Here is a 24,408-nt window from a genome sequence, read left to right on the forward strand (position 1 = left end):
TTAAGTTTTTAAAAGCCCATCGAAGTGCTCATCTTAAACAAAGGCAAATACATAGCTACCAAAATTACAGCTACAATTCCGCCCAAAAATACGATTAATACAGGTTCTATCAAACTACCAATAACTGCCGTTTGTTGATCGACCTCTTCGGTATATTGTCTCGCCAAGCGTTCAAACATCATATCCAATTTACCAGATTCCTCACCCACTTTTATTAATGCCAACGCTTGGGGAGGATAAAAATCAAACTGGGATAAAACTTCGTGTAGTTGTGCCCCTTGAAACACGGCTTGCTCTGTTTTTTTTAGTGACGAACTAACAGGATAAAAATTGATCATTTGTTGAACTAATTTTAAGGCATTCAACAAAGGTACTCCTGCTGCCAAAAGCAAAGCCATTGCTTGGCAAAAGCGAGACAAATAAACCTTTTGAATAATTCCTCCAAACAATGGAATATGCGATAAAACCCACCCCATCATTTTGCGATACCACAACTTTTCTCGTTGGCTATAAGCTCCAACAATGAGCAATAATACACTTATCAATAAATAAGGCATCAAGACACCAACCCAACCCGATAAATTCACAACCATTTGTGTCAAGGAAGGTAGCTCTTGCTTAAAACGACCGTAAATGCCACTAAACATAGGCACCAAATAACGCAATAAGAACAGAACGGCTAACACCGAAAAAGACAACACAAAAACTGGATAGGCTAATGCCCCTGTTAATTGTCGTTGATAGCTCAATGTTTTTTCAAAAAAGCTAGACAAATCTCTTAAAATCAAATGCAGACGCCCCGTTTCTTCTCCAATCTGCACGCTGTATTGTTCATAAATTGAAAATTTGCCCAGCTCTGCCATACTTTCTGACAGCGATTTTCCCTTTACAATAGACTCTTTCAAGCCCCGAATCAAAGCTTGATCTTGTTTCTTTTTAAAACTTTGTTCAATTAATTCTAAAGAAGCTTGAATATCTAGTCCTGATCCCAATAGCGTTTCCAATTGACCATAGAGTACCAATTTTTTTTTGATGCCAAATTTGGGTTCAAAAAACTGAATATCCCGATTCATAAAACTCCAAATAGAAGTCTTTGTTGAATCTTTAGGAACCGCCTTTGTAGCTTTCTTTTGTGGTAATTGGATACTCATTTGTTTTCTATCTGCATTAGGGTTTTGTAATCGTAGGCTTTTTTTATAAAAATGGTAAAATTTTGCTCAAAAAACTGAGTTTTCAGCTCTACAGCATCTACTCGACCTTCTTGAACTTCTTGCAACTGCCAAGTTGTTGTAATCTTTAAAGTTGGCAACCTAAACGTATCTATATGAGGCTCTGACTGAACGATTTTTCTACAAATATTCTTTGGGTTAAAAAAATAATGAATGCTATACGTTTCATAATCAAATAACAACTGCTGATCTTGAACCCAAACATCCGTTGCAGCATAAGCATCCTTTTTAAGCAAGCCTTTTAGCTGTTCTATTGCTAAGACCTCTTCGTGCTGTTGTTCTTGGTGTTTCGCTTGTTCTTGAACGATTCCAATTACCAACATCGCCATACTAAAAATCAGTCCAGACAAAACCATTACAGCAATCAATTCAACCATTGTAAACGCTGCCAATTTAGTTCTCATAAGCCACTCGAATTAAATGTTCTTGAACAGCAATTAACTTTTCATCAGGGCTATATGCTTCCAAAGAAACTTGGTAAACATTATTTTGTTTCAGAATACCTTCATAAGCTTTGTAAGGCAATACTTTTTTTTGAATTGTCAAGCCATCTTGATGCAACGTTTCATCTATAAAACGACGCTCTTTTTGAGTCGTTTCAAAAACGATAGCTAAGGCATTTTTTGCTTTTGTTTTTAATGGAAATGCATCTCCCTCCAACACGGTTAAGTAAATTGTCATTCCAGCTGTAAAGCTAATCATGATAATTACCATTGCCATCATAGATTCTACAATTGTAAAGGCTTGCAACTTCATTTATAAATATTTTAAAATGTGTTTGTCCTCCTGTTCTCCCAACACACTAGGTGTCAAGTAATACGTCGGCAACAAGGTTCGGTCTATAACAGCATCCAACAAATAATTTTCATAAACACCTGCTGGCGTTTTTAATAAAAACTCATCACAAAAAACACTACCATAAACGGTTCCTTTATGTTGTAATACTCCATTTACCCACACTTGCCCTGTTATGGTTGTCATTGGCGCTATGGTTACCTTAGATTTATAACTATTATATTGAAAACTAGGCACCAATATAGTCCCAAACATTTCTACTCCTTCTTCGACAATTAACTCAGGTGAAAACGTTGTTTTATTAGAATAAGGCAGCAAACTTAATACAGATGGAACATCTAAAAACACACCTGTTTCCACCAACAAACTATCCCAAGCAAAGGCTTGTAAGGAGCCTTGAAATCCCGATTGAATTCTAATTTCTGGTGCCAACAAGATAACATCTTCTAAAATTGAATGCGGACTAACATCTATCCTGTTATTAGCAATTACCATTACATTGCCTTTTAAAGTCAAATTTTGTGTATCGAAGTTATCGCCTCCCAAAATTAAAGTGGACTGATTAAACGCCTGAACAACAGAGTCTGCTTCTAGATTTATCGTGGCATTTTTGTATTTTAATGCTTCTAGGTCTTCAAAACGCTCTTTCAAAACCGCCATATCTGTAGGGCGTACAATTTCCTTTTTTCCATAAATTAACTTCTCTCCAGTATAGGGTTTGCCTTGTACGACATGAAAATACCCCCGCTCCACTCCTTCCGTTGGCAAAAAGGCTTTTCCGACAATTCTAGTATTACCACAAACATACAAAGGCGCTGTTCCTTCAGAAAGGCTTAAAGCATAATTTGGTGTTGTTTTGCCTAACAAAAAAGTAGTGACAACACTATCTTCATACATTCCTGCTCCCGACCAACTTTTAACCATCCCCACATCCAATAATCCCCAAGCTTTTTGCTCCAAACGCACGCTATCTCTATGTTGCTGAAATAAATCCAATGTCATAGCGGGAATTAATGGCGCACTTGTTCCCAATAATAACTCTACTCCCGACTGACAATTATCCATCAATCGTTCTTGATTCTGATAATACCCCAACAACAAATGTTGATGATAACTACTCAACAAAATAGCAGCACTAAGCATTGCCACAAAAACAGAGACAATCACCGCATAAAAAAGAGCTCGTGCGGGCAATTGACTATTCATACTTTAATGTTATTTTCAACTTAAAGATTCCATACCCATTTTTATTATTCTGATAACTTAAATTGTGAATAGAGGCGACCCAATCTAATTCCTCCAGAGAACGCTTCCAATTGTTGTAAAACACACTTGCTTGGCACTGACCTTCTACTATAATGGTTTGATTATTATATCGAGGCAATACTTCCTCTGTCTGATAACCTTCTTCTTTTATTTCAGGAAATAAAATCAACTTACTCAACTGCAATGTACTTGGCAGAGTTGCCGCCAACTGGTCGGCATAGTAAGAAGACTTAGACTGCCCTAAGTTCAATTGATCGCCCAACAAAGCGCGTTTATCGTTGTACTTTTTTTCCAAACTATCGCGCTGATTCAACAAACTTTGCTGCTGGCTTACTTCCATTTTTAAGCCTTGCTGTTGCGCATTGTAATGCTCAAACAATAAGTAATTAACTAACAAAGTTGTAAAGAAAAAACCTAAGGCAAGTAATGCTGTGTAATGAAAGAGTTTTTTGTAATAAAAATCGACTTGCTGTTGTTGAACAAAATCTGCCTTTATGCCCTCTGCATTAGGTTGTGTCAATGCTATAAATGACATCGCTAATGCCAATAACAACGACTCTGAAACTCTATCATCTCCAACCGAAAACAATTCTTGGGCAGCAGCACTATTTTTCTCTAAGTTTATTATCTGTTGCCCTTCTATAATTAATGCTTGTTCTCCTACTTGAATGCGTTGGGTATAACTGGACAAAATAGGTAAGATTTCTTCTATCCAAAACGGTCCTACAAATACATTCACCACCCAAAGTCCAGCAGCTTCAAATTCCTTTAATAGCTTCTGTACACTATCTCTTCGAATGACACTTACCAAAGCTCTTTGATCCTGCTCTATTTGTTGCCAGTAAAAATCCGCTTCTTTGGCAGAAGGAAAAACTGCTTTTAGCGCCTCTTCTTTAGAGTTAGGAATATAATTCAATATTCGATTTAAAATTCCCTTGATGTTGATTGCTAAAAAAATAGGAATTGCATCATCGTTTAGTATTTCTTTTAGATCAACAAGTGAAGCAATCTGTTCTTTTTGCAGGACAATTTTAGCACTATTCTTTTCTTTTTTTAGAATGCACAAATGATAATATAGTTCTCCCTCCTTTTGCAAACATTCTATTCCTGCAAAAGCTTCTCGACTATAAATCAGCTCTTTGATTTTGGGTTGCATACTAATAAACAATAGTTGGCTTAATAAAGATAATCAATTCACTATTACTTTTCCTGTTCTTTCGATTTCCAAACCAATTTAACACTGGAACTCTAGCCAAGCCTGGCAGACCTTGTCCTGTTTTGCTTTTTTCTTTGGTTTCTAAACCTCCCAAAGCAATCATATCTCCATTTTTGACGCGAATTTGAGAATCAAATTTTCGAGTAACTTGTGCCGGTGGAGCATTTAGTTGTAATTCTCCCAAAAAGTCGGATTGTTGCACGTCAATTTCCAAAGTAATTTGTTCATCTCCTGACACATACGGTGTTACGTTAATTGTAAAATCTGCTTGTACAGATTTATAATTGGCATCTTGCTGTGTCACAGCTCCTTGTACCCCTTGCACCGTAGTTCTTGTCTCTAGATAATACCGTGTTTCTCCAATATTAAAATTTGCCTCATGACTATTTAAAGTGGAAAGCTGTGGTCTAGAATGCGTTTTTACCAATCCAACATCTTCCATCGCTTGAATAGATAAATAAAAGTTTGGCAGTACGTTTCCTAGATTCACAATTCCTTGTCCTGCTAACATATTTAGCAACTTATTGACAGAACTAGCCCCCAACTGAAAATCAAACCCAGGAGATAGTCCAATGCGTTCTTTTTCGACAGGTTTCTCACCAATTCCCATTTGAAGCCCTGTTTCCGTCAGTCGAGTTCGTTGCACATCCATAATTATCAACTCAATCATCACCACAGGCACCAATTTGTCAATTCCTCTCAAAAAGTCCTCTACTTCTCGAATATTAGGTGCCGAGCCACTTAGAATAATTGCATTCAACTCCAAGAAAGGATACATGGCAATTTTATCTTGTAATTCTTTGGGAATTAGCTTCTCGATTTCCTTGGCAGAACGATATTGCAACTGAATGGTTTTGGTTTGGCGCAAGCCTTCCATTTCTCTATCTCCAATCAAATAAATATCATTGTCTATTTTGTAGGTCAGATTTGTTCCTTTGAGAATGTAGTTTAAAAATTCTTCGTAAGTAACGTTTTCTAATTTTAGGCTAATCCCATTAGAACCTACATTGCCATTATTGGTATTTCGGTTTCGATTGTATTTATTAATTTGAGCAGGATTGTTTGTTGCGCCAGAAGTTGCAATCGTTCCCTGTGCATCAAATAAGAAATAGTCTTTCCCCATTTCAATTGACACCCCTTTTATAATTTGTACAAAAGGAACATTAATTGCCTGAATATCCATTCGATACTCCTCATTAATAGAATCCAGTTTCACAGTTAACGCCAAATTTTCTATGGCTTCATAATCGACCCCTCCGCCAATAATAAGGTTCTTTTTCTTTTTCGTTTCTTCAATTTCTTCTGGTGGAACTTCTGTATTTGTTCTTAAAAAGAAAGCGCCTTCGGGGGTCTCTGTTAGATACAAGCCGTTACTTTTGGCTAGAAATTTTAGAGCATTTCCAACAGGCTGTTTGTCTACAAAACCATTTACCTTTTGATTTTGTGCTTGCGGACTTATAATAACATTTTGACCGCTTTGCTGCGTAATTTTTCTTGCTACATTGGCTAAGGTATCGTTCTTTAAATCCAAACTTAGCGTAGAATTGTATTTATTATAATAAACGCCTATTTCTTTTAGTGTAGGAGGTTTGGGAGGCACTTGATAGGGAACAACAGAAATAATAGAACCTGTAAATTTTAAATCTAAATTGTACTGCCGACAAAGGTAAATTAAGATATCCTTGACTTTTACTTTGGTAAAATTGCTAATAACATTCTGATTAATATTTGGATCAATTGTAATGTTAACTTTAGTTTGTTGGGCTATAGAGGTAATAATTTCTTGGACAGAGCCTAAAGCAGCAATATCAATCTTTCGATTTAAATTTTTGTGGTCGGTCGAAAAATTCTCCAAGGCATCGGTCAAGTTATCAATTCTATCAAATTGAGCATGACAGGTTCCCATTACTAATAAAAGAAGAACAACTCCCCAATATCGTAATCTCATGTTTTTTATATTTGGTTTAGGCAATTAGATCCCAAAAATAGGATATTTTTTCCCAATATAAGTTAAGTCTTTCTTAAAATTCAACATATAAATATTACATATACTTTTATACCTACCCTGCTATACAAATATAATTTTTTTAGGCAGCTTTTTGGAGATGCCTAGATTAATCCAATACCGTCTCCTTTAGTATTCCCATTTGGTCAATTTCCCACACCTTAGGCTTGGTATATACTTCGTTAATAGCATAGATTTTGAGTGTTCTAATAAATATTAATAAAAGCCTTATATTGAAGAATTAGTTTGTTGACTTTTTACTTTTTTAGCAAAAAGGGACTGACAAACATCTTAAGATGATTAAGTAAGATTCAATACAAAGCGTCATTTGTACCAATAGATTTCATTGCCATTTAGAGTATAAAACCAAGGCACTAAAGAGCAACTAATTAAAAGTCAAAAAATGAGAAAACCATCAGCCAAATTACACCAACTAGTTAATAGTTTAAATAAAGAGGAAAAGAAAAGAGTGAGCATCCGTATTCAAGAATTAGGAAAAAAAGGAGTCAAGCATTTACGTCTTTTTAAAATGCTTACCAAGCAAGAAGTTTATAATGAAAATGCGCTAAAAAAAATATTTAGAGGCAGTGCGCTAAGTTTAGAAAAAAAGCGATTGTATCAACTAGTCATGGAAGCACTTAGTCAATTTCATCAAAATTCTACGATAGAACACGAATTGTTAGCTGGCTTACAACAATTTCATATTTTATATCAGAAAGAGTTATACGAACAGGCAAAAACCAAAATTCATCAATTAAGACAATTTGCCCAAAAACACGAGGCATTTCACTACATTCAACTTATCAATCAGCAACTTATCCAATTAGAAAATAAGGTTTCATTTTTTTCGTGCCACACCGATCAATCTTTTCAAAATTTTGTAGATAATATGTTGCTAGAAAAAGAACAGGCTGCTTGTGCCACTCATTACAGCATTCTAAAAACTCAAATACATTATCTATTCAAAAAGAAAAAGCTGTCTCCTGACTATATCCATCAAATGGAACAACTCCTGCAACATGACTTGTTAACCTCTTTTAATCAAGCTAACAGCATTACTTCTCATTTGCATTTTTTACAAATTCATTCTACTTATAGTTTCTTAAAAACAGACTATCCTCAGAGTTTACAATATTCCATTCAAGCACTTGAGCTATTTGAAAAACACTTTAAAACAATCCGAACTGCCGAGGAGTATATGGATTATTTACAAAATGCTTGTACCGCTGCTCAATACAACAAAGATCATAAACTGGTTGCTGAATTATTTGAAAAAATAGACCAAAACAACTTGACCATACAAGCCGAAAGAGATAGGTATGAATTAAGAACTATTGAAATGAAAGCCAATTGGTATATTGGCATTCAAGATATTGATAGTGGATTGCAACTGATCAATCAAAATACTGCTTGGTTGGAGCATTCTAAATTAGACGCTTGTGCTGTTTATTACTGTTTTGTTATCCTTTCGTTGATGATTAAGAACTACGACCATGCATTGACTTTTTTGGATGTGGTTTTGAAGAAAGATAATAAAAAGAAAAAGCTAACCGCCCCTGCTCTTCTACTCAAACTCTGCATTTATTTTGATACACAAGAGTTCTCATTACTAGAGAGCCACGTTCGTTCTATTCAACGAAAGTTTAACTTAGATAAGAAAAATCATCAAGTAGAACTTATCGTTGTCAATGGATTTAGACAGTTACTACAAGCCAAACCCTCCGAGATTTTGCTTATTCTAAAAAAACTACATCAACAATTATCTGATTTTCAAACCAATGCTACCCATACAGAACAAAGAACAATTCAAATGTCTTGGATTTTAACTTGGATCAAACACAAAATAAACCAAACACCCCATTCTAAAGCTAAGAATTGGTAAACACCTTGATTTACAAAAAAAATAGAAGCTGCCTTAAATTGACAACTTCTACCCTCTTTTTTAATTGTACAAACTCAACAACCAAGTTCTTGGAGCCACTTTAATTAATTTTCCACTTCTACTACTAGTGGATAAGGTCATCCCATTTCCAGAATTCAAGATCGTAATGCCTGTTCCAGCTGCGACAGTAACGCTGCCAACTCCTGAATTATAGAGTTCGATGCTAGTGCCAATCGTGGCATAATCATCTACATTGGTTGTCATTGACCAAGTGTCATTGCCTCCTCCTGTATAATTTCTACTTTTGTTTAAATCAGTTACGGCAAAATCTTGGCTTGCAGCATAATTGACAATAGTTGTAGGAATGGTTGTTGTTTGAATAACATCAATTCCTGGTCGAGGTATAAATGTTACATTTTCAAAAATACAATCGGTGAAAGTAATGGCTCCTAGAGTAGCTGGAAAAGTAGATAAATCAATTACTCTAGGACTAGCGGATTTAAAGGTCGTTCGGTTAAATTCTGTTGTTCCCAATTGTTCTAAACGCATCCATTTACCATAAGTTCCTACTTGAGTAGAGGGTACTTGTAAATCAAAAACAGCATCGTTAAAAACTAGATCTACATTTCTTTTACTTATTCGCAAGATATAAGCCGAACTACTTGTCCAATCGAACTCTCCTTCAGGAATAGTTACTTTTAGGTTGTTAAACGTATGTACAGGGCGTTTTGCTGTTAACGTTGTTTTATAATCATCGTAATCCAACTGTAAACGACCATCAACAGTTAAATCATTAAAAACACGATCTTTAGGCAAACCATACTTTAAAACCATGCTAGATTCTGAATAAACATTATAATAATCCGTTACTGGCCAATAGACAGCTGTCAACGAATAGTCTCGTACTGATCGCTCTATCCGAGCACCACTAACACTTACATTTTTAAGATAGCCGCCAAAATCATGTTTTATTTTAGGGTTATTGCTAAATAACTTATTGCCATTCTGTCCCAAAACAATAGGTTCAAAAGACGTTGATTGATCTACTAAGTACGTCAATCTAGTTTTTTTGTTAAACTCGATGGTTACGTTTTCCATAATCAACCCCATATTAACATCTCTAATCAAATACCCCTTCCAAGTCTTATCGTATGTAAATGTAGCATCCTTAAGTTTAGAATAATCTCTATCTGCTTGAGGATAATTAATATTGGCAATTTGAACATTATGAAAGCGGTTGTCAACCACTTCTGAACCATTAGCAGTTATTTGCAAACTTCCACCAATCATTGTATTATTGGTAAAAAAGGAACTCCTTCCAAGATCTATGGCAGCATTATAAAATAAGTTGTTAATTGTTCTGTCATTTCTTGCTTTATCTGCGCTTAATGAATTTGTATAACCATCATTTCTTCTTTGTCTACTTGGTGCCGTTGTCCCCAAAAAATAACAGTGATCAACAACAATTCCATCTGTACCTACCCAATTTAAATATCCTGTATAACCATCTTTAAACAACACATTTCTAAAAGTCTGATTTTGGACACCACGACGCATATCTTCTGTATTCGAAGCATAGGCTGGTAATACATTTCCCACATCCGTAATACTTCCTCCATCCATCAAAAAATTAGTAGGCATATTACTTAGTCCATGAGCACCACCAGCGTTAAAATGAACATTTTGCAGCGTCAAACCTATTGGATTTAGATTAGCCCTAATTTGCGCGTTAACAAGTGTAGCATCTATTACTTTCTCAAACTTTACTCTGATAAACTTAACATCGTCTTCGTACTCATAAGTATGATAAAATACCTGCTCTTGGCTTTTCCGTAAAAACATACCATTTTCATCGTAATAATACGCCCAGTATCTTGGTGTTGTCAAACCTGACCATCCAGCGTATCCAAGTCCAGAAAATTGATAATGCCTTCTTCCTCTTCGATCATTTCTCGCAATTCGAGTTGTTTCAAACTGTGACTTGCTTATATCTATTAAATCAATATTATATGTATAATTTCCATTTCCAGGAAGTGGTACACCAGTTATACCATTAATGTCTCCATTTGTTACATTTGATGCTCGTTGATGCACATTAATCGTGCTATCTCCTTTTATATAATTAGTAAACTGCAAGTCACCAGAGCTAGACATTAATGTTCCTTCTGTATTGCTTATAGAACAATCTTTTATCAATCCATTATAAGCTGCCGTTCGAATAAAAACAACTATATTAAAATCATCTCCTGTATTAGCAGCTGTAAGACCAGAATAATTATGCATTTTTTTATCTTGTTCCAAGTCAATGGAAATCGTATAATTATGAGTATTTCCGATTGTCAACAACCTAGATTTTCTCAAATTATGAGGAATAGCTCGTATCACACCAGCTCCCATGAGCGTATGCTTATCGGTACCATCTCCCATGTACCAACCAACAACAGAGGTAGTTAATCGAAGATTATTGACATACTCTCGAACACTGGTAAAATAAAGTCCCTCTGTAAAAATCAGCGTATTTCCTGAAGTCTGATTTTTGACAAAAAACAAATTCTTTCCTGCTTGAAAGTTATCCGTTCCAGTCCAGACCTCTGTATTACTAACTGTTCTAGTGGCAGGTTTATCAAGAACAACAGTGGTGGTATTAACAACCGATTTTATCTTAGTTTGCAAAGAATTTTGACTTATTTGAGGATTGGAAGCCACAAAGCCTGCATCTGCCCCATAAACTGCTACAAATTTTCCAACATCAGCAGCGGAAAAAACCCCATCGGTCACCACCAAAGTAGCACTTCCTGCGCTGATGCTTCCTGTTGTATATTCTACTCCGTCATTTTTCAAACCCAAATTTTTGGCATATAGTGTTGCCCCTGCATTCCAAGTTCCTTTCAATTCACCGTTAGAACTCTCTACAATTAATTGATCTTCTAGTCCATAAATAGATGTATTTACCCCTGTTAAGGTAAATGAATCAATATCTAAATAGCCTCCACAGCTTTTGAGTGTCAAATTTTCGGCTAATACAAAATTGCTGTTTAATGTAATAATAGATTCAAAACAAGCTATTTTGCCTGCGTTACTAGGATTGGCTAAATCTGCTAATGAAGTTGCGACAAATTCGTTGCTGTAATAATTTGGTGCTACAAATGGAGTATGGTGCAAGACCAACTTATTAACAAAGGAATGGGTTAATTGGGCATGACAGGTCGTTATCATCACAACCAACAAGCCGATTATTCTTGTTTTCATAATTCGTGTGTTTTAATTGGTAATTAATGTGTATTGATCGTCTATCCACTGATACAGGTGGAATAGGATTATTTTAAATACATAAGCTATATTACTATTACCGAATAGAGGGGGCATACATTGTATCCAAAACTTCATACAATGCATTCATACAAGATGTAGGTAGTGTAAACGTTGAGTCGCCTACTACACACAAAAAATAAAACTATTGATAGCTAAAACATGGGGCAAGTTTTATATTCTGCGATCTTGTTTAATCCTACATACCTGTAAGATTAACAAGCACAAAAATAAATGGATAGGATACCAATTACAAACAAACTTTAGTGGTTAATTATGAGATCCAACCACCAAACAAACACACAAAACAATGATAATCAAACACTAACTAACAAAGAAATCATTCTTCTATATTCTATTAACGACTGGCTAAGATGGGATAAATTTCGTCCATAGAAGTTAGTCCCTTTTTAAGCAATTCAAAGGCATTGTCAGCTAAAGAACTAATTCCTTTTTCTTTTAGTAGTTCTTTTACATTAAACTCCTCTTGTTTGACCAAATTTGCCAATTCTTCATCTAGTGGAATAATTTCATAAACAGCTTTTCGACCTTTATATCCCGTATAAAAACAGTGGTCACAGCCTTTGGCTACGTATTGTGTTGTCAATGCAAGAGACGCCTTGTAATTTCTAGGATATTCTTTGGCTGATAAGGGTTGTTCTTCCTTGCAATGCACACAAAGCAAGCGAACCAGTCGTTGGGCGACTGCTGTATTAAGTGTATCTGCTAATAAATAGGCAGGAATCCCCATATCAACTAAACGTGGAATGATCCCCCAAGCTGAATTGGTGTGAATGGTAGACAACACCAAACGCCCAACCAAAGAAGCACGAATCGCCATTTCCGCGGTATCCTTATCTCGTATTTCTCCTACCATGATAATGTTAGGATCTTGGCGCAAAAATGTTCGCATCGCAGAAGAAAAATCCAAACCAATGGCTTCTTTTAATTGCACTTGATTAATCCCCTCTAATGTATATTCAATAGGGTCTTCTATTGTCGTAATATTTCGACTCGTTTCGTTCAACAAGTGCATCGTAGCATACAAAGTGGTTGTCTTTCCTGAACCTGTGGGACCGCTAATCAAAACAATTCCATTAGGTCGTTTTATGCCCTCTAGATAGTCTTCTAATTGTTGTTGTTCAAAGCCCAATTCTTCTAACGCAATATTTCCTATATCACTACTCAACAAACGCATCACCACCTTTTCGCCATATAAAGTAGGCAAAATAGAAACCCGTAAATCAAATTTCTGATGGTTATTCTGAAAGAAAATACGTCCATCTTGCGGCAAGCGTTTTTCTGCAATATCCAAATTGGCGCGAATCTTAATTTTGTTGACTAAACTAGGGTAGGTTGCTTTTTCTAGATGATATCGTTCTACTAATTCTCCATCAATACGAATTCGTACTCGACATTTGTGCTCGTAGGTCTCAATGTGTATATCACTAGAACCTAATTGATGTGCTTCATGAATTAGTTGATCCAAGATGTCTTGATTTTTATCTAATACCTTGCTCTTTTGTTCTCTAGCTTGTCGCCTATAGTATTGACTCAAGAAAGGTTGCAATGTGTTCGCTGGAACATATTTTAAAACAATTTCTGCTCCTAACAAGACTTCCAATTCTTCCACAGACGTATTTTCTTCTTCTATCGCTGCACAATACAAGACCCCTTCCTTTTTTTGAAAAGGGATAATTTTATAATGCCAAGCTTGTTCTGTACTTACTAATTGTAAAATACTACGATCGACTTGTTGAAGTTCTAAATTATCCATAAATGTATTGTAATAAACTCCAATCGTTGTAAGAAGAAGTATTATAATAATAAAGTGCTATTAAATAAAGCAACCAACAAAGGCTCATGGCACCAGCGAGCGGAATGGTTTTAATTTTTTGTACGCTCCAATGATAAATGCCTGTTACCAATAAAATTAATATTAGGGAGCCTATAAAAAAACAACAAAATTGTGCAGGAGAAAATAGTGTTGTGATAGCTAAAAAAAAGTAAATATCACCCCATCCCAAATAATGCTCTGTAATGTTGATCCATTGTTTGTGTTTGATGGAGAAATAGAGACTAACTCCTATCAATTGTATTGCCACAAAAGAAAGATTAAAATACAAAAACCAAGGCTCCCATGTAGGACTTGACCAAGCTGCATACAATCCTAACAAAAAAATAGAGGGAATCGTCCAAACGCTAATCGCTCTGTCTTTAAAATCTTGATAAACAACCATTCCCAAAACCAAACAAAGCCAATAATAAGGATGCATTAATCCAGTACGGTTTCTTTGAGCGTTCCCGTTTTATCGACCTCCCAAACATTGAGTTGTCCATCACCATCAAAGTCTTCAGAAGCCGTTGCTCTAGCAATAAAATTCTCTTTTGAGGCATTCACCACCTCGTATACATACAAAGCATCTCCCCCTGTTTGTTTCAATGCAGGCGCTTCAAATCGCAGTTCTTGAAAATTGTCAGTATATCGAAAATTGGTTTGGTAATATGCCTTTTGTAAGGTTTGAATGTATTTTAATTGTTTTTTGGCTTCCAAGCTGTAAGCTTGTCCAAACAATCCTTGCAAATTGGGCAAGGCTAATAAAATTAGAATTCCGATGATGACCAATACCATCATCAATTCAGTCAGGGTAAATGCGGGAAGTTTTTTATTCATGGTTACAGTTTTTCAATGCTTTGACTACTTGGTTGTTGAATACTCGCATTACAAACAACATTAATTATCAAAGAATAAGTATAAGTAATCGTTCAAAAAAAGCTAAACATACAAAATTTGACAGATATTCGCAACCCTTCTAAGCAGGAAATCAAAGACAAGTACTGTTAATTAATTTCAAAGAAAATCAAACCAAAACTACTATTGCATTTCCCAAACCCAGTTCCCTTCCATGTTTAAATATCCTACTTTATCCCCTTGTTCTACTCTAAACAAGCCATTTCCCACATAATCCACGTACTCATATTCGGGCTGAATAATTATCTTTCCTTGCAAATCAACCACTCCTAGTAAGTTGGTAATACTCACATTGGCCACTCCTTTTTTAAAGGGCGTAATTTTTGCATATTTAGGAGTTAAGAGTTGCAATCCCTTTTCATTAATGACTCCCCACTTGTTTTTGACTCGAACAGGAGCGACATGGTTTTCAAATCTCATTGCCCCTGTAAAATTGTTGGGGGTATGTCGTTTGGTATCTTCATGCACAAAATAATACGTCCAAGAATTTCTACGCACCAATGCCAAGCCTTTGTTGATGTCCAAAATTTTATTATATTTTACAGGAATAATTACATTTCCAGTCGTATCAACAACTCCCGTTTTATTATAACTCTCCCAAACGACAGCTCGATTGCCTTGAAATGGCTCTACCCTAAAATAAGTCGGTTCAATAACGACATCGCCTTTGGTATTAATGTACCCTCGTTTAGATTCATCAGAAGTAAAAGCAGCTCGCCCTTCTGAAAAGTCCTTCAATTGACGAAATTCTTTATCACAAACCAAGGTACCTGTTGTGTCAATAAACATCCAATTCAAATTCGTTTTTCCCAATGCTTTCTTTCCTAGTGGTTGAATGCGAACAACAGCAAAGCCTTCCTTAAAATCACGAATTTTACCATACGCTTTTTTTCCAACTAGCTCACCCCTTTGATTCATTAAACGATACTTTTTGCCAATTTTCACTTTTGCTAGTCCATATTCATTAAAAGCACTTATATTCTCATAGCGCCTTTTCGGTTTTAGGATAAATTCCCCTTGGGTATTAATCAGTCCCCAACCTTTTTTGCGAATATAGACTCTTGCTATACCATTTTTAAAATCTGTTAAACGAGAGAACCTACCAGCAAATAACAACTCTCCTGTGGGGCTGATGTATCCTTTTTTTCCTTTAGGAAGATGTACCCAAGCCTTGCCTTCTTTAAAATCTCCCATTCTTAGATATTGAGGCTTAATAACAACATTCCCTGAAGGATCTATCGCGCCCCATCTTGATTGATCAAAAATAACAGCCAGACCTTCGCTAAAATCTCTCGCTATTCTATACTTTGATTTTATCACCTCTTTGCCACTTCGATTGACAAAACCCCAACGACCAGACAAATTTTTAACCGCAACTCGATCTTCTTGATAATCTCGAACCTTCAAATATTGTACTGGAACAACTATATTGGCATTACTATCAATCGCACCATGCAAAACTCGATGCTGTGCAATAAAAAATAATTGCTGGTTGGATTTAGGTAGAAAATTGAAATTATCGTAAGCTGGGGGCAGTATTTCGTTTCCCTCTTCGTCTAACATTCCCCATTTCCCTTCTTTTCTAACCAGCGCTCTATCATTAGAATAATTCTCTGCATAATCATACTTAAAAGGACTGTGCACCATACCTAACGTATCCAAGTATCCCCATTCTGCATCTGCGCAATACAGTGTCCCTTCCTTTTTAAATGCTTCAAAATATTTGGGGTCATTGTCGTTGTCAAAAATATAAGCAGCCAAAAAATCGTTAAAAAATGGAGCTGCTTTTCCTATAGGACGTTCAATTTTTCCCTCTAAGTCAACCAATAACCGTCCTTTTTTGGTCGCTCTAGCTTTTCCTTCTACAAATTCACCAATATAAGCAAAGCCTCTTTTTATAATCTTTCCATTTTGTGCTATTAAACCATGTTTTCCTCCAACAAAGACACAACGGGCAATATCCATATTGCGAAGCGTAAAATCAGATGTTTTTATATCTAAAAACTCCATTTTAGTAACAGGCAACCCATGTACATTTGAGAAAACACCATAAACTTCGTGAATTTTGAACCGAATTCTTCCTGTATTAATACGACCTCCTATATCGATTTTTTCTTTTTCTACGATCGAAATTCCTTGCTTCTTAAATACTTGAACACTTGCCCACTGTGGTGCAAATTTATACCGTTCTTCTTGTATGTGCCACAGTCCCCATTTTCTCGCTCTTGTGTGATATTTCCAACACAAACTATCGCTAATTTGAAAAGGATTGGAGGTAGCATTATTGGTATTGTTGACAGTAGTAGTAGAACGAAACGTCCGTCCTGAAGAACGTACTTTTAAAGACTTTAAATTTGAAAATTTTGTATTATTTGACAATTGACCATTTTCATCAAAAGCAAACAGCTGTAAGTTCCCTTTATCATCTTGATAACGAGCATTGTTATCATTTAACTCCAGTGACGGAGGATAAGCAATAGGAACAACAATTTCCCCATTATTATTAATAATGCCATATTTTTTGCCCTTACGAGCAATAGCTACCGTCGTATTTAAATTGCTAATATGATCATAAATAAGAGGAATTAAAACCGATCCGTCTTGATTTAAGACTCCCTCTAATCCATTTTCTCTTACTCTAAAAGTATTCTTTCCAAACTTTGTAATAAAATCATATGCTCCAGACAAAACTGTTTGCCCTGTCCCATCAATTAGAGACCTTACGCCACTAGCCATAATTACCTCTACATGATTTTCATCAAACACCTTAACCTGCTTGCAGCCTTTTAATAGGACTGTATTTAGTTCTACTGAATACAGAGCTATTTTGTTTTCTTCGTCTACAAATCGGTAAAACTTATTGCCTATTGCTTTGTAATTAAGCCAATTATGTGGTATTACATTCACTCCTTCTTCATTAAAAGCCCCCCATTTACCACTCCTTTTTGCCCAAATTAAATTATCTTGAACAGCAATTCGGTCATACCCTGCCCCCAAAATTACTTTTCCGTCATAATCGTACAATTTTTCTATGCCCTCTTCATCTTTGGCTACAATAAATTTGTTTTTTAGGAAACTAAATTTTTCAAATTGGGGTGGCAAAATCACCCCTTTTTTGAGATGTGCCAAGCCTAGTCCTGTGATTTCTTCATAAGACAAAAAAGCATCTTCCAAAAACTCAATACTGGCAGCCATATCATCCAAGATAAGTTTCTGCTCTGTATTAATCACACGCCAATTCGCACCTTCTGTTTTGACAGAAAATAGTCCTCGACCTATATAGTCCATCCAGTCATATTGACAAGGAATCACCAAAGCCCCTGTTGTATCCAAAACACCCAACAAGCCCTCTTTTTCGGCAATAGCATACAAACCATCTTGAAAAGCACCAATTGCACTGTAAGAAGGATTAACAATCAAATTGCCGTTAACATCCATCATTCCCCATTTTTTATTAATATGAACAGGGTATAAATGTTGATTTTGTTGAGCCTCTACGACAAGAGCTGCTATGGCGAATATCATTACCAAAAAGGGACGCAACATAATTAGATGTTTAGGAAAGTGATAAAATGAAAATGTAATGAGATAAAATGGAGGTGTTCACAACTACACCCCCATTCCTAGAAAAGCTATCAAAATTTATGTGTTTAATACCAATAGTTAGCTGCGCTGCTACTATAATACTAGACATGATCATCTATTACGACAAAGCATAGTCTACAAAAGTTCTCCTACTAAAAAACTATTTTCCTGAACTTTTGCGCACTTATCTAAATAGCAAACGCTCGGTCAATAACTTCATCCAATCCGTCTACAGAAGATATCGTTGCGATTTCTGTTGCCATTTCCATCAAAGCATGACCATCTTCTTTTATTTGTTCCAAATTCAGTGCTTTGAAATCTTTAGCAGAGAAAATAGCTACTTTTCCCTCTGGCAAGATAGCCAACAAAGCGTTTTCATCTACTGGGTCAAAAGAAAATTTAGACAAGTCGGTTGGACGGTAACGAACTACGGAGTGTTGTTTTCCCATGACTAAAAAATACGAAATCTTTTTATTAATATCTGAATTCACCTTTGCCAATTCATCAAATTTAGGTTGAGCAGCACAACGAGTTCTTCCTGGTTTGTGCCAAATATCCCAATTATAAATACCAAACCCTCCTACGTTAAAAGTACGCACCAAATTTGCTTGAGCAACCAAACGTTCTCGCTCATCTTTTTGTGCTTTCTTGACTTCGTTGTAAGCTTTCATTTTAGTTTCTGTAAACGCAGCCAAGGCTTCTTCATAATTTTCATCACTCAAAACTGGTCGCACCAAAGTTTTGAAGTCTTTCTCTTTATTCGACAAGATCAATTCAAAATATCCTGTCGGAGATTTCTCTAACTTAATTTTGTCCCAATCAGAGCTAAAAATCCACTCATTTTTCTCTGGATTTTTTCCTTCGCCAGCATATTCCCATACAACGCCTTTGAACGTTTTTAATTCTGGAAACATTGAATAATTGACATCCAAATCAAATACAAAGTTTTCCACATTGGAATGTTTTCTTGGTTTAACAGGCACAGGTGGTAAAGCTGCGTCCAAAGCTGCCAACCGTTCTTGTTTTTTAACATTGGGCGTTGCTGCTGCGGTTCCTTTATCTTCCCACCGACAATCCTTGGGACCTAGCTTATAAAAATTAAATTGGTTACCTTCATTAAAAGAGGCTAGATTTACTTTGATATCTTTGTCTCCTTTAACAAAAATTTCTTGTCCTGCCTGCTCCCCTTTTATTTCAAACATCCCAGCTGTCTCCATATACTCTCCCGTTTCTGGATCATGCATCGGAATTCCACTGGCAATAATATCCGTTGCATCATGAAACTCTCTAAATTTAATCTCTACATTACCCGATATTGGATTGCCATCTTTGTCTACAAAAGCATTCGCAGGGATTTCGATGGTCGTTCCTGTTGCTGTTTCGATGGTCATCCCATCTGATGTGGCAACAGAGTAGGATTGAAACGGAATATCCAATCCCTGAATCGGGGGACTCACAGCTAAAACTGGTGCTTCTATTCCTTGCTCATCAGTAGGAAGGTTAATTGCTTGATTTTTTTGGTTATTAGAATTAGAATCACAGGCTGCTAACAAAGCAGCACCTGCTACAACAGGCGTAAAAAGTCTTAAAATTTTGTTTTTGACAGTCATCATGTTATTTTGTTTTTAGAATGATCCAATATTTAGGAATTCATAAAATCTAAGTTGCAAATTGAACTGTTATTAATACCAATTATCCTCCGTGAAGTTTATGAGAAGTGGGCTATTCGACTTTCTCCTTTTATCCAAGAAACGGAAATGAGCATCTTTTAGAGAAGCTTTGCATTTTTCGATGTTATAGAGAAAGTAAAAAAGCTACGGTGATTCATCCAAGGTTATAAGTACACCAACTACGTTTTGTGATAATCGTTAATAGAGATTTTTTTGTTTTTGCTTTACTTAGTTGCATTTTTTTAATTGTATGACTCCATAATGACATAGAATAATAAGGTTACATGATTTATTTATTTTTTTTATTTTTTAATTTCACTCTACCTTAAAACAGATCTATAATTTAAACTTTTTTGTTGTAAAATGCATTATATTGGATGACTATTTATAACAAGCCTTTTTTCCTGTATAACTACTTTTAACATCACCCATAGAAGCAATAGAATAAATAGTAGACGACTATGTCTAACAACTACTCTATACATCATATAATAATATGAATATCTTGAAATCATTATTTTACCTACTACTGTTGACAGCCTGTTTATTCCAGTCTTGCGAACTTCCTAAGCCTGCTCAACCACCAACTTCAGATCCAATTTTGGACCAATATAATTCTACGACAAACAGTAGTGATTTACTGTACCGAGATACGGTTTATATTCCAATTTACTCCGATATATACAGCGAGACCAAAGATGTGAAATTTAATTTAACGGCAACGCTAAGTATTCGAAATACAAGTTTAGTAGACACCATTTATATTGATGATATTGATTATTATGATACCAACGGACAACTTGTACGTCATTATTTAGTAGATCAAACACTAGAATTAAGCCCCATGCAATCCATTGAATATGTCATCGAAGAAGATGATACCGAAGGAGGTACAGGTGCCAATTTCATCATCAACTGGGCAGCTAATAATCAACATGTTACCCCTATTTTCCAAGGCGTGATGATTTCTACCAACGGACAACAAGGAATCTCATTCTTAACAGAAGGCGTTTCTATTTGCAAAAAATAACCTTTCAAAATAATGGTCAAGCACTTCGTAAAAACCCTAAAACCTTTACAACTTTTGATGTATGGGTACTTAGTTATTCTGTTTGTTGGATTTGGGTTGCTTTGCCTTCCGTTCTTTCAAACTACCTCCATTCGAGTCATAGACAATCTATTTATCGCTACATCTGCCCTCTCAACCACAGGCTTGGCAACGGTAAGCATTCCTGAATCTTACAATTTGGGTGGTCAGATTGTCATTTTACTACTAGTTCAAATAGGTGGTTTGGGGTATATGTCTATTGGTTCTTTTATTGTTTTATTAACTCGCAGAAAGCTTACTGAGATGAACTTTGAGCTAATCAATTATGACTTTAGCTTGCCCGAACATTTTGAAGTTAGAAGCTTTATTCGAGATATGGTTATTGTTACTTTGGTTATAGAACTAATCGGAGCTATTCTCTTAGCGTTCATCTTTTGGAATGCAGGCGAAAACAATGCTGTTTGGAATGGCATTTTTCACAGCATCTCTGCTTTTTGCACGGCAGGTTTAAGCTTATTTCCAGATAGTTTTGTTGGATATCGAGACCACTTTTTCTTAAATTTTGTTATCTCTTTTTTATCTATTGCAGGAGCATTGGGTTTTATTGTTTTTACCGATTTATTTGAACGTTTTTCTGGACGAAAGGAAAAAATAACCCTTACTAGTAAAATTATTATACATTTCACTTTTTGGGGCATTTTGTTAGGGGCTGCTGTTCTTTTTTTGAGCGATTTATCTATTGCCAACTTAGCCCCTGAAAAGCGGTTACTAGCATCCTTATTCCAAAGTGTTGCAGCTTTTACAACCGTTGGTTTCAATTCTTATAATATTAGCAATATTAGTTCAGGACCTTTGTTTTTTATGCTATTGTTAATGATTATTGGAGCCTCTCCATCAGGAACTGGTGGGGGAATGAAATCAACAACCGTTACAACGTTGTATGCCCAACTGAAAAGTACGTTTAGGGGAACACAAGACATTATTTATATGCACTGCAAAATTCCTGAACACAGAATACGACTGGCAACTAGCAATTTTTTCTTTTACGTCTTAGTAGTTTGCCTAGGCACTTACTTATTGTTATTGGTCCAACCACAAGACAAATTTGAGGTCTTATTTGAGGCTGTTTCGGCACTTGGAACAGTTGGATTAAGTACTGGCATAACAAGTGATTTAAGCGTTTTGGGCAAAATAATTGTTATGATACTTATGTTTTTAGGTCGAGTCGGTCCATTGTCTTTTGGAATGATCTTATTTCACAGCAATTATCAAGAACCAAAAATCAAAGAAGAAGATGTGGCAATTTAAAGAAGAATTTATAAATTAAAGGATTGTTGTCTCACATAGTAGCACCACAGCTAACTATTGCTCACACATAGTCACAATAAATAGCCCTCTAAATAAACTATTATGCCGCATACCGAAGTGAACCTTGTTTTGGATAGCGCCAAAATCATGGCAACCATACAAGCCCTAGAAAAACGTATTGAAGATCGTTTCCCTGAATCTAGTCTCTTAAAAACGTGCAAGGGTTTCTCACAAATAGCCGACCATAGTCAAAACAACATTGATTATATCGGCAGACGCAATTTACCAATTCGATTATTTGCTTTAGCTATTATCTTAATGGGTTTAGTAGCGCTTTTGTATAGTTTTACTTTAGTCAATTTCAAGTTTTCTAGCATGACCATTGTAGATGTTGTCACACTTGCAGAAGCTACAATTAATGATGTTGTTTTGCTTGGAGCTGCTATCTTTTTTTTAGTCACCTTAGAAGTACGTTTAAAACGTAACAAAGCTATAAAAATACTAGATCAACTGCGAGGACTTGCACATGTCATTGATATGCATCAATTGACTAAAGACCCTGTTATGGTTGGCGTAATAAAGCTAAAAACATATAATTCTCCTGAACGTACGTTAAGTAAATTTGAATTGCAACGTTACTTGGACTATTGTACTGAAATGCTCTCTTTAATTGGCAAGGTTGCTGCGCTGTATTCTCAAAGCCTTCCAGACGATGTTATTGTTACGGTTGTTAATGAAATAGAATCTTTGACAAGTGGTTTGAGTCGCAAAATTTGGCAAAAGATCATCATATTGGCAGATGTTGACGACCACCCTAGATTAGCGCTCAATATGGATGTAGAATAGAAATTTTTCTTGATTTTATAATATGAAAACATTACCTTTGCCTTCTAAAGTTTACAAACATTAAGTAATAATACTATACTCCGTTGATTACCTGCGGTGCTACTTCGTGGTAGCTCCCTGCGGTCGTGAGGGCGCAAGCTTAGTTTTTTAGTTTTCCTACGAACCCGCAGGCTCAAACTAATACGATTTTTCAACGGAGTCATGTAAGTAAAGAAACAAATTAAATCCATGAAATTCACAACACTTTTTATGTTGGGTTGCTTCTTAGTATCTTCCACTATGCTATTGGCTCAACAAACTATTTCAGAAATCCAAACAGAGGCTGATCAAATAAAAAAAGAGGAAGGTTCTATCAGTTTTTCATATGCTGAAAAATTATTGGAACTTGCCCAAATGTACCAAATTCAAAAAGATTTTCAGAAAGCCACCGATTTGGACCAAGAAGTAACGCTTATTTTAAATACGTTTTCTGACAGTATTCCTCCAGATTATGAAACCGAATACATCATTCAAGGACAATTAGAAAACCTGCGTTTAAAGCAATACTTGACACAATGGGAAAGTTTTATAAGACAGGAACAATATTCCACTGCGCAACAATTGATTCAAGAAAAAGATTGGATAGAACGAAGCATTAAAGCAAAAGCATACTTGGGTATCATGCATTTCTTTCAAATTGCTCATCGGTTTATAGGTAGCCAACACGAAGATTATTTGAATAACTGGGAGAAAGCTTATTTTTTATACAATAGTGTCAACTACTATAACTTGCAACAAGCTAGAAATCTTTGGAAAGCAATTACTCAGCATCGAGCTCAGGAGTCTCAAGAAGAAAGTTTTACACACCTTGAAGTATTGTTTGGATATGCTAGTTTTTGTGATAGAACCAATGACACAGAAACCTATAACACCTTAAAAACAACCATTGAAAAACATTGGCCTTATGCCTTTGGAAACAATGCGGACTATGTACCACCACAAGAGGACTTAGATGTAAAGGACGATATCACTTTGCCAGAAGAAGAAGGAAAAGAAGAAAATTCTCCCATATTTGTTTCAGTAGAAGAAATGCCTAGGTTTCCAGGTTGTGAAGCACTCCAAGAAGATCATAAAGAGAAAAAAGCTTGCGCAGATCTAAAACTATTGCAATTTATCTACAAAAAAATAACCTATCCTACACCTGCTTTAGAAAACGGCATACAAGGGATGTCTGTCGTTAGTTTTACAGTAACAGAATATGGTACTATTGTTGATTTTAAAATCCTTAGAGATCCAGGCGGTGCTTGTGGACAAGAGGCATTGCGAGTAATTAAATTCATGAATGAATTGCCAAGTCGCTGGACGCCAGGGAAACAAAGAGGGAAACATGTTCGAGTAAAATATAATTTGCCCGTTAGATTTAAGCTGACTTAAGAAGGCATCTTTTCATTTTACTAGATAAGAATTAGCATTATATCTAACTTTTTGCCGAATAAAAAAATAAAAAAACGTAACGTG

General features: G+C 35.7%; 17 protein-coding genes. 5 read left to right on the top strand and 12 right to left on the bottom strand.

The window, feature by feature from the left end; genetic code table 11:
* Nucleotides 1-8 precede the first annotated feature (8 nt).
* The 6 genes from QP953_RS17370 to QP953_RS17395 are packed head-to-tail and all read right to left on the bottom strand — an operon-like array spanning nucleotide 9 to nucleotide 6,454.
* A complete protein-coding gene (locus QP953_RS17370) occupies nucleotides 9-1,151 on the bottom strand; it encodes a type II secretion system F family protein (RefSeq protein ID WP_309552079.1) in 1,143 nt (380 codons plus the stop codon).
* Nucleotides 1,148-1,633, bottom strand: coding sequence for a type II secretion system protein (locus tag QP953_RS17375; protein WP_309552080.1), 486 nt, complete (start codon nucleotides 1,631-1,633; stop codon nucleotides 1,148-1,150). The genes QP953_RS17370 and QP953_RS17375 overlap by 4 nt, the downstream gene beginning before the upstream one ends.
* Entirely contained in the window at nucleotides 1,623-1,985 is a 363-nt protein-coding gene (locus QP953_RS17380) for a hypothetical protein (protein WP_052597186.1), read from the bottom strand. The genes QP953_RS17375 and QP953_RS17380 overlap by 11 nt, the downstream gene beginning before the upstream one ends.
* Nucleotides 1,986-3,230, bottom strand: a complete 1,245-nt coding sequence (locus QP953_RS17385) for a hypothetical protein (protein WP_309552082.1) — start codon at nucleotides 3,228-3,230, stop codon at nucleotides 1,986-1,988.
* Nucleotides 3,223-4,446: a hypothetical protein gene (locus tag QP953_RS17390; protein WP_309552083.1), complete on the bottom strand. Its 1,224-nt coding sequence runs from the start codon at nucleotides 4,444-4,446 to the stop codon at nucleotides 3,223-3,225. Before QP953_RS17390 ends, QP953_RS17385 begins: the two co-directional genes overlap by 8 nt.
* 1 nt (nucleotide 4,447) lies before the next feature.
* Nucleotides 4,448-6,454 carry a secretin and TonB N-terminal domain-containing protein gene (locus QP953_RS17395; protein ID WP_309552084.1) on the bottom strand — a complete coding sequence of 669 codons (2,007 nt, stop codon included), beginning with the start codon at nucleotides 6,452-6,454 and terminating at the stop codon, nucleotides 4,448-4,450.
* A 460-nt stretch (nucleotides 6,455-6,914) separates the two neighbouring features.
* Here QP953_RS17395 and QP953_RS17400 point away from each other — a divergent pair, with 460 nt between their 5' ends.
* Nucleotides 6,915-8,393: a hypothetical protein gene (locus tag QP953_RS17400; RefSeq protein WP_309552085.1), complete on the top strand. Its 1,479-nt coding sequence runs from the start codon at nucleotides 6,915-6,917 to the stop codon at nucleotides 8,391-8,393.
* 60 nt (nucleotides 8,394-8,453) lie between these two features.
* Here the strand turns inward: QP953_RS17400 and QP953_RS17405 are convergent, their stop codons facing one another.
* The 6 genes from QP953_RS17405 to QP953_RS17430 all read right to left on the bottom strand — a co-directional run bounded on the left by QP953_RS17405 (nucleotide 8,454) and on the right by QP953_RS17430 (nucleotide 19,652).
* Nucleotides 8,454-11,642, bottom strand: coding sequence for a hypothetical protein (locus QP953_RS17405; RefSeq protein WP_309552086.1), 3,189 nt, complete (start codon nucleotides 11,640-11,642; stop codon nucleotides 8,454-8,456).
* A 418-nt stretch (nucleotides 11,643-12,060) separates the two neighbouring features.
* Nucleotides 12,061-13,479 (bottom strand): GspE/PulE family protein, encoded by a 1,419-nt coding sequence (locus tag QP953_RS17410; RefSeq protein WP_309552087.1) that lies wholly within the window; start codon nucleotides 13,477-13,479, stop codon nucleotides 12,061-12,063.
* Nucleotides 13,472-13,978 (bottom strand): prepilin peptidase, encoded by a 507-nt coding sequence (locus tag QP953_RS17415; RefSeq protein ID WP_309552088.1) that lies wholly within the window; start codon nucleotides 13,976-13,978, stop codon nucleotides 13,472-13,474. Before QP953_RS17415 ends, QP953_RS17410 begins: the two co-directional genes overlap by 8 nt.
* Nucleotides 13,978-14,376 (bottom strand): prepilin-type N-terminal cleavage/methylation domain-containing protein, encoded by a 399-nt coding sequence (locus QP953_RS17420; protein WP_052597209.1) that lies wholly within the window; start codon nucleotides 14,374-14,376, stop codon nucleotides 13,978-13,980. Before QP953_RS17420 ends, QP953_RS17415 begins: the two co-directional genes overlap by 1 nt.
* A 201-nt stretch (nucleotides 14,377-14,577) precedes the next feature.
* Entirely contained in the window at nucleotides 14,578-18,000 is a 3,423-nt protein-coding gene (locus tag QP953_RS17425; RefSeq protein WP_309552089.1) for a WG repeat-containing protein, read from the bottom strand.
* Nucleotides 18,001-18,227: 227 nt separating this feature from the next.
* Nucleotides 18,228-19,652, bottom strand: coding sequence for a hypothetical protein (locus QP953_RS17430; RefSeq protein WP_309552090.1), 1,425 nt, complete (start codon nucleotides 19,650-19,652; stop codon nucleotides 18,228-18,230).
* A 562-nt stretch (nucleotides 19,653-20,214) separates the two neighbouring features.
* On the opposite strand from QP953_RS17430, the gene QP953_RS17435 reads away from it, so the two are divergent.
* From QP953_RS17435 to QP953_RS17450, 4 genes are all read left to right on the top strand, one after another.
* Nucleotides 20,215-20,739, top strand: coding sequence for a DUF3124 domain-containing protein (locus QP953_RS17435; protein WP_309552091.1), 525 nt, complete (start codon nucleotides 20,215-20,217; stop codon nucleotides 20,737-20,739).
* A gap of 57 nt (nucleotides 20,740-20,796) precedes the next feature.
* A complete protein-coding gene (locus tag QP953_RS17440; protein WP_197043851.1) occupies nucleotides 20,797-22,065 on the top strand; it encodes a TrkH family potassium uptake protein in 1,269 nt (422 codons plus the stop codon).
* A 102-nt stretch (nucleotides 22,066-22,167) separates the two neighbouring features.
* Nucleotides 22,168-22,911, top strand: a complete 744-nt coding sequence (locus QP953_RS17445) for a hypothetical protein (protein WP_052597217.1) — start codon at nucleotides 22,168-22,170, stop codon at nucleotides 22,909-22,911.
* 228 nt (nucleotides 22,912-23,139) lie between these two features.
* Nucleotides 23,140-24,324, top strand: coding sequence for an energy transducer TonB (locus QP953_RS17450; protein WP_309552092.1), 1,185 nt, complete (start codon nucleotides 23,140-23,142; stop codon nucleotides 24,322-24,324).
* Nucleotides 24,325-24,408 lie beyond the last annotated feature (84 nt).

This window comes from Aureispira sp. CCB-E (assembly GCF_031326345.1).
GTDB lineage: Bacteria > Bacteroidota > Bacteroidia > Chitinophagales > Saprospiraceae > Aureispira.

What these genes read in the sequence shown, in the direction of transcription:
- QP953_RS17445 (WP_052597217.1), top strand. Translation starts at nt 22,168, where the DNA reads ATGCCGCATACCGAAGTGAACCTTGTTTTGGATAGCGCCAAAATCATG.
- QP953_RS17400 (WP_309552085.1), top strand. Translation starts at nt 6,915, where the DNA reads ATGAGAAAACCATCAGCCAAATTACACCAACTAGTTAATAGTTTAAAT.
- QP953_RS17395 (WP_309552084.1), bottom strand. Translation starts at nt 6,454, where the DNA reads ATGAGATTACGATATTGGGGAGTTGTTCTTCTTTTATTAGTAATGGGA.
- QP953_RS17425 (WP_309552089.1), bottom strand. Translation starts at nt 18,000, where the DNA reads ATGTTGCGTCCCTTTTTGGTAATGATATTCGCCATAGCAGCTCTTGTC.
- QP953_RS17450 (WP_309552092.1), top strand. Translation starts at nt 23,140, where the DNA reads ATGAAATTCACAACACTTTTTATGTTGGGTTGCTTCTTAGTATCTTCC.
- QP953_RS17430 (WP_309552090.1), bottom strand. Translation starts at nt 19,652, where the DNA reads ATGATGACTGTCAAAAACAAAATTTTAAGACTTTTTACGCCTGTTGTA.
- QP953_RS17440 (WP_197043851.1), top strand. Translation starts at nt 20,797, where the DNA reads ATGTATGGGTACTTAGTTATTCTGTTTGTTGGATTTGGGTTGCTTTGC.
- QP953_RS17390 (WP_309552083.1), bottom strand. Translation starts at nt 4,446, where the DNA reads ATGCAACCCAAAATCAAAGAGCTGATTTATAGTCGAGAAGCTTTTGCA.
- QP953_RS17420 (WP_052597209.1), bottom strand. Translation starts at nt 14,376, where the DNA reads ATGAATAAAAAACTTCCCGCATTTACCCTGACTGAATTGATGATGGTA.
- QP953_RS17385 (WP_309552082.1), bottom strand. Translation starts at nt 3,230, where the DNA reads ATGAATAGTCAATTGCCCGCACGAGCTCTTTTTTATGCGGTGATTGTC.
- QP953_RS17410 (WP_309552087.1), bottom strand. Translation starts at nt 13,479, where the DNA reads ATGGATAATTTAGAACTTCAACAAGTCGATCGTAGTATTTTACAATTA.
- QP953_RS17370 (WP_309552079.1), bottom strand. Translation starts at nt 1,151, where the DNA reads ATGAGTATCCAATTACCACAAAAGAAAGCTACAAAGGCGGTTCCTAAA.
- QP953_RS17415 (WP_309552088.1), bottom strand. Translation starts at nt 13,978, where the DNA reads ATGCATCCTTATTATTGGCTTTGTTTGGTTTTGGGAATGGTTGTTTAT.
- QP953_RS17375 (WP_309552080.1), bottom strand. Translation starts at nt 1,633, where the DNA reads ATGAGAACTAAATTGGCAGCGTTTACAATGGTTGAATTGATTGCTGTA.
- QP953_RS17380 (WP_052597186.1), bottom strand. Translation starts at nt 1,985, where the DNA reads ATGAAGTTGCAAGCCTTTACAATTGTAGAATCTATGATGGCAATGGTA.
- QP953_RS17405 (WP_309552086.1), bottom strand. Translation starts at nt 11,642, where the DNA reads ATGAAAACAAGAATAATCGGCTTGTTGGTTGTGATGATAACGACCTGT.